The organism is Peptoniphilus sp. SGI.035 (genome assembly GCF_050315115.1).
Lineage (GTDB): Bacteria > Bacillota > Clostridia > Tissierellales > Peptoniphilaceae > Peptoniphilus_A.
Window position 1 is genome coordinate 1 of sequence record NZ_JBNPOJ010000037.1, and the last position, 6,112, is coordinate 6,112.

6 protein-coding genes are annotated in these 6,112 nt (G+C 27.1%); 4 read left to right on the forward strand and 2 right to left on the reverse strand.

The genetic code is table 11. The features are described 5' to 3' along the window. Positions 1-236 precede the first annotated feature (236 nt). Positions 237-374 carry a hypothetical protein gene (locus ACQRC6_RS09545; protein WP_427848713.1) on the forward strand — a complete coding sequence of 46 codons (138 nt, stop codon included), beginning with the start codon at positions 237-239 and terminating at the stop codon, positions 372-374. A gap of 55 nt (positions 375-429) precedes the next feature. Then, positions 430-2,202: a recombinase family protein gene (locus ACQRC6_RS09550; protein ID WP_427848714.1), complete on the forward strand. Its 1,773-nt coding sequence runs from the start codon at positions 430-432 to the stop codon at positions 2,200-2,202. 173 nt (positions 2,203-2,375) lie between these two features. Here ACQRC6_RS09550 and ACQRC6_RS09555 read toward each other — a convergent pair whose 3' ends face one another. Next, the gene (locus ACQRC6_RS09555; RefSeq protein WP_427848715.1) at positions 2,376-2,846 is read right to left on the reverse strand and encodes a hypothetical protein; all 471 of its coding nucleotides are present in this window, start codon (positions 2,844-2,846) and stop codon (positions 2,376-2,378) included. 15 nt (positions 2,847-2,861) lie between these two features. Continuing rightward, on the reverse strand, positions 2,862-3,791 hold the full coding sequence (locus tag ACQRC6_RS09560) for a hypothetical protein (protein WP_427848716.1): 930 nt from the start codon (positions 3,789-3,791) through the stop codon (positions 2,862-2,864). Positions 3,792-4,524: 733 nt separating this feature from the next. Between ACQRC6_RS09560 and ACQRC6_RS09565 the strand changes: the two genes are divergently transcribed. Both ACQRC6_RS09565 and ACQRC6_RS09570 read left to right on the forward strand, forming a co-directional pair. Further along, the gene (locus tag ACQRC6_RS09565; protein WP_427848717.1) at positions 4,525-4,956 is read left to right on the forward strand and encodes a VanZ family protein; all 432 of its coding nucleotides are present in this window, start codon (positions 4,525-4,527) and stop codon (positions 4,954-4,956) included. 188 nt (positions 4,957-5,144) lie between these two features. Continuing rightward, on the forward strand, positions 5,145-5,996 hold the full coding sequence (locus ACQRC6_RS09570; protein WP_427848718.1) for a MerR family transcriptional regulator: 852 nt from the start codon (positions 5,145-5,147) through the stop codon (positions 5,994-5,996). Positions 5,997-6,112 lie beyond the last annotated feature (116 nt).

Sequence of the window (6,112 nt, forward strand, 5' to 3'; positions counted from 1 at the left end):
CTCTTTTTTATGTTCAAATTAATCATTAAAACTCAAAAATACTATAAAAAATAAAAATTTTGGTTACCAAAGAGGGCAAATTTTCCTTTATAAAGTGAGGGGTATTTTGTCATCTTTCTATAAAAATCAAAATACTTTGAAGTGCCAATATTATTGAAGATGCTTAGGTGAGATTAGTATATTTTAAATCTAAACAACTTACCAAGGCAAAAAATTAACTTACACAGGAGGTTAAAATGGAAGCAATAAAGATTTATAGTATGAGACTTGCAATGTTATGTAGACTTTATGATCTTAAATTAATTAATGATAAGGAATACACAAAAATTAAGAACAAGTTAGAAAATGATTATAAGAAGATGGATAGAAAGTAGTTAATCTCGTGATATAATAACACTGTAGAAAGATACAAAATGGGAAGGAGGTAAAATGAATACTAAAGTAAAAGTAATAAAAGCTTCAAATACTGGAGCTAGAAATAGAAATTCACTACATTTAGATTTAAAACGTGTTGCAGCATATTGTCGAGTTAGCACTGATAGTAAAGACCAACTTGAATCATATAAATCGCAAGTTGATTATTATACAAATCTAATAAAAAATAATAAGAATTGGACTTTGGCTGGTATATATGCAGATGAAGCAACAACAGGAACAACTGCTACTAAAAGAGCAGATTTCATGAGACTAATAAGTGATTGCCAAAATGGAGATATAGACATGATAATTACTAAATCTATATCAAGATTTGCAAGAAATACATTAGATACCTTAAAGTATGTAAGACTATTAAAGGAAAACAATGTTGGTGTAGTATTTGAAGAAGAAAATATAGATACTTTGACAATGGATGGAGAGCTATTACTAACAATATTAAGTTCAGTAGCTCAACAAGAAGTAGAAAATACCTCAGCCCATGTAAAAAAAGGACTGAAAATGAAAATGGAAAAGGGGGAGCTTATTGGTTTTCAAGGTTGCCTTGGATACGACTATGATCCTACAACAAAAAGTATCTCTATAAATGAAGAAGAAGCTAAGATTGTTAGATACATCTTTAAAAGATATTTAGAGGGCAATGGTGGCTCAGTCATTGGCAGGGAACTAGAAGAACAAGGATATCTCACCCCTAGAGGTAAAACAAAATGGTCTGATACTACAGTGTTGGGAATAATTAAAAATGAAAAGTATATTGGAGATATACTAATGGGAAAAACTTTTACAGTTGATCCTATAACAAAAAGAAGACTAGCAAACTTTGGTGAATCTGATAAATACCACATTGAAAATCATCACGAGCCAATTATATCAAAAGAAGACTTTGAAAAAGCACAAGAGATCAGACTCAGGAGAGCACAAAATAGAAACACTATTGCTAACAAGGATAGAAAAAGAGAAAAACTATCAAGGCAATATGCTTTTTCAAGTATGCTGGAATGTGGATTTTGTGGTGAAATACTTTCAAGAAGAACTTGGCACACAAGTTCAATTTACAAAAAAATTAACTGGCAATGTATAAGGTCAACAAAAAAAGGTAAAAAATATTGCCCTAATTCAAAGGGAATACAAGAAGCAGCAATAGAAAAAGCATTTGTTGAAAGCTATAGGCAATTATGCCATGCAGATTCAACAGTAATAGATGACCTTTTAAAAATTGTAGAAGAAGAAATAAATGATAATACTTTAGTCAAAGATTTGAAAAAGATAGAAAACCAATTAAATAGAATCATTAGTCAAGAAAGAAAGTTAGTTGATCTTCATTTAGAAGATAGTATAGATGAAGAAGTTTATGCTAAAAAGTATAAAAAACTTACAAAGCAAAAAGAAAAATTACTTGATGAAAAGAAAACACTAGAGCTAACCATCAAAGATGAAAACTCTATTAAAGAAAGATTAAAGCAATTTAAAAAGATCTTAGAGAATAGAGAAATTATAGAGGAATTTAACAGAACAGTATTTGAAAGCATAGTTGATAAAGTCGTGGTGGGTAGAATCGACAAAGACGGAACAGTTCATCCATATGACTTAACATTCTATTTCAAAACAGGAGTTAAAGATAGTCAAGATTCTAATAACTTTAAAGATAAAAGAAAAAATGCCAAAGACAATGACATTAATAAATTGTGTTCCTACAAGAATGACGAGGATAAAAAATTATGTTCCCAATCAAAAGACAACGCATTCAGAATCTGTGGCTCTTCTTAACAAAATTAAATAAACAATTTATAAGGACTTTTGGGTTTAAGAAATACCCTTAGGTATTTTTTTATTTATTTGTGTCCCAATCATTTTTATAAATTATCATAAATAAGAAAATAAGCAAAGTACAAAATATAAGTTTTATCCTTTGCTTAATTGTTAGTTTATTGTTTTAAATATTAATCGTAAGGAATGATATAGGATGGATTATTGAGGATTTTTTTTAACTCTTCTAAAAGAACAGGCAAAAATTCTGTGTAAGCTTTTCCTCCTGCTGGATAAAAAAGTTTTTCTATTTCATGTAGAGATTGTAAACCGGATTGGCTGAATTCCAAAAATAGACTAAGCAAAATAGGGATAAGGGGCAATAAAGCTAAGACCAAAAAGTAGACCAAGTGGGCTCTTGCGTTTTCTCTATCTTTTTTCAAAAAGAAAAACAAAGTTGAGAAAAGTAAGTACCAAAAGAGAATAAATCCTACTATTAAGCCTATAATTGAAAGCAGAATGAAGAAAATTCGAAATAGCCATTGATATGTAGGACCCTGAAAAAACATAGCCAAAGCAGAGTTTAGAGGACTGATTAAAAATAGAAAAATTCCTATTTTAATAAGCCTATAATAGTTTATATGAGGAAATTTGATTTTATTCATGTATATATCCTAGGATTATTCTAAATTACGTTCAATTACAAGTCCATCAATATACACATTAAATGTATGAGTATTATTTATGGGGTTTAAAAATTGAATAAGGTAATTGTACATAGTGTTAAAATCATAGACATCATATAGGCGAAAAAATGTTTTACCATAGTACATTCTATGATAACGTAAGTTTGTTGTACCATGAATTGCAAGCCCTAAATCTGAGTTTAAAGCGAACTCAAAATGGAATCCATCTTGATTTAACTCGTCATTTCCAGAATAACCAAAGTTTGCCACATCTAAATTAAATTGGGAAACATACATTCCTTGTTTTATATTTGATTCAATGCCATATCCATCATATCTATTTACAAGTTGAGCAGGATAACCTACAATATTAAATCTTAGGTCAGAAGGAGAAGAAGTAAGAGAATGATTATAAAAATGATAAGAAATAGGAAGTCGATTTACCCTAAATATACCTCTAATAGCCGAGATACTAGATGTTTGGGATAAAGAATTAAAATATTGTTCTTTTAATTCCTTAGGTATAGAAGGGAAAGCTGCATTTACGGTTTGCTTAAGAACCTCATTATCTGTTTTTAAGCAATTCAAAGCAAAAATATAATCGGAAGTTGCTTCAGATTTATGAAATTTAGAAATTTCTAATGGAATATCTGTATGTATATGTACTTCAGGAATTTTGGATTTTTTAGATGGGATAGTAATCATTTTTTTAGAATAATTTTCAAGTGCATCAAAATATTTTATCCTATATTCTAAAGGTATGAAGGAAATTTTATTTTGTATCATAGAATCAACAAATTGTTCGTCATTACGACCAATTTCAGGAGTCCACTCTATAACATTGCTATCTAAAGGTTCAAAAATAACGTTGTCAAAGTAATTAAAATTTTCACTTAATGCATGACATGAATTGAAAAAATTCAAAGATAGGACACATAAAACCAATGTAAATAAAAACACAAATATTTTTTTTATATTTATTCTCCTTTCAAGATAATGAAAATACAACAATAATCTTTCATTTTATATATCCAAAAGCAATGTTTTTTAAACAATCACATTGAAAAAATGTTTTATAATTATTAAATAAATATATAGACATAGAGTTCATATATTACATTTAAGTCAGCATTTGAAGTTCATATATAAGACTAATAAGAATTAAAAGTAGATCTAAAATATAGTTAACAGTACAATATAAACCTCCTTAATACAGAACGAAGGTGTGTTTTTGAATGAAGAAATTAGCCATAAAGCGTATTATAATGCTTATTCCATAATTATTACATCATAATAATTTAGCAGCTTTCAAATAAAAAAACAATTAAATATTTAAGCAAACAATAAATACAAATTCATAGAAATTAATATAAAATTTACTTTGAAGGTGTTAGAATAAGAGATGTAAATTAAATTTCACGCATATAGAACAAACTCATTTAAAGGAAAATATGATAAATAACGAATAATTTATTTAAAATTTTCACTAGATAATAATATTTTAGACTTATAATAAATCACATGTTAGTTATGGAAATATTCCCATATACGAGGCTTTTGAAAAACATTGAAATTTATCCATACTGACCGCTCAAGGCACTTGGAGAATGTAGTATTGATGTCAAGAAAATAAAATTATAGATTGTAATATCAAAAAGTGAAATTAACAACAGCTTGTGAGGTGAGTTATATTAAAAGGAAAAAAATACTAAAAATTCTATTAGTTATATATATAATTTTGCTATGTTGGTTGATGCTATTCAAGCTTGGATTTTTCATTAGTGGAATTAGGAGAGTAAGAGAAATTAATTTAGTACCTTTTAGATATGACAATGTTATAGAAGGCGATTTGTTTTGGTTAGAACCAATATTTAATATGGTGGCTTTTTTACCTTTTGGCATTTTATTAAGAAAATTGGATTGTAATATCAAATTTGGATTCTGTATATTTTTATTAGTTAGTTTATTTTTTGAAACTGTGCAATTTATTTTTTCAATTGGAGTTTCAGATACGACTGATATAATAACCAATGTTATGGGTGGAGTTGTTGGTATGTTAATAGTTGATATTTTAGATAAAAATAAATAGCATATAAAATCATTATATGGAAAAGATAATGATGAAAAAATACTAAGTTATCTATTTTTCAAGTTAAAGAATTATAGAAATTAATTATTTTTGGTAAAGTAATATTTGGCGGGAAGTTAAATAATAAATATTAGTATTTGACTGGTACCTTAGGGGCAGTGATATCCTTTAAATAGAGGAGGGACACTATGCTTAGAAGTGAAGTTCAAAATAGAACGGGTCTTACAAGAAAGGCTATTGAATATTATGAGGAAAAGGGATTAATTAATCCCAAAAGACTTGAAAATGGGTATAGAGATTATAGTGATCAAGATATCGAAATTTTAAAAGAAATTTCTTTATTTTCTAAAGTTGGATTAAGTGTAGCTGAAATTAAAGAAATATTACATTCACAAGATTCTTCATTAGCTACAATTTTAAGAAACAAGGAATATGAATTAGATATTGAAAAAAAGAAAAGAGATGTGCTTAAACTTATCATTAATGGAGAAGAACAGGACACTATAAGTAAAGAGCTTGATTTGTTAGAAGCTAATAAAACTATATACGAAAGATTAATGGATAAATTTCCTGGTTATTTTGGACAGCTTTTATTTTCAGCCTACAAAATATTTTTAAATGAATATCTGGAAGAAGATGGAAAAGAAGCTTTTGAAAAATATATAAATTACTTAGATAATTTACCAGAGTTTCAACTATCAAACGAGGAAAATAGATACATCGAAAGTTTAACTAAATCTTTTTCTATGGCAGATTTAGAAAAAATTAATGAATCAAAAATTGAAGCAGTGAATAATACTAAAGAATGGTTTAAAGATAATAAAAAATTTATTTCTTATTATGAAAAATATAAAAAAAGTGATGAGTATTTAAATAGTGAAGCTAAGAAAATACAAGATAGATTGCAAAAATATATGATAGACAATGGATATTATGAAATTGCAATACCGCTTATTAGAAAATTTAGCAAATCTTATGATGAATATTATAAAAAATTATCCAAAGCAAATGAAAATTATTTAGAAATGCTTAATAAGTAATCTAAAGAAGTGGTTAAAGATTATTGGATTAAATAAACACAAGGAACCTGACCTACCTTATTAATAGGGTAAGTCAGGTTTTTTAATTATAAAAAATTAATATGTGCCTTTTTATT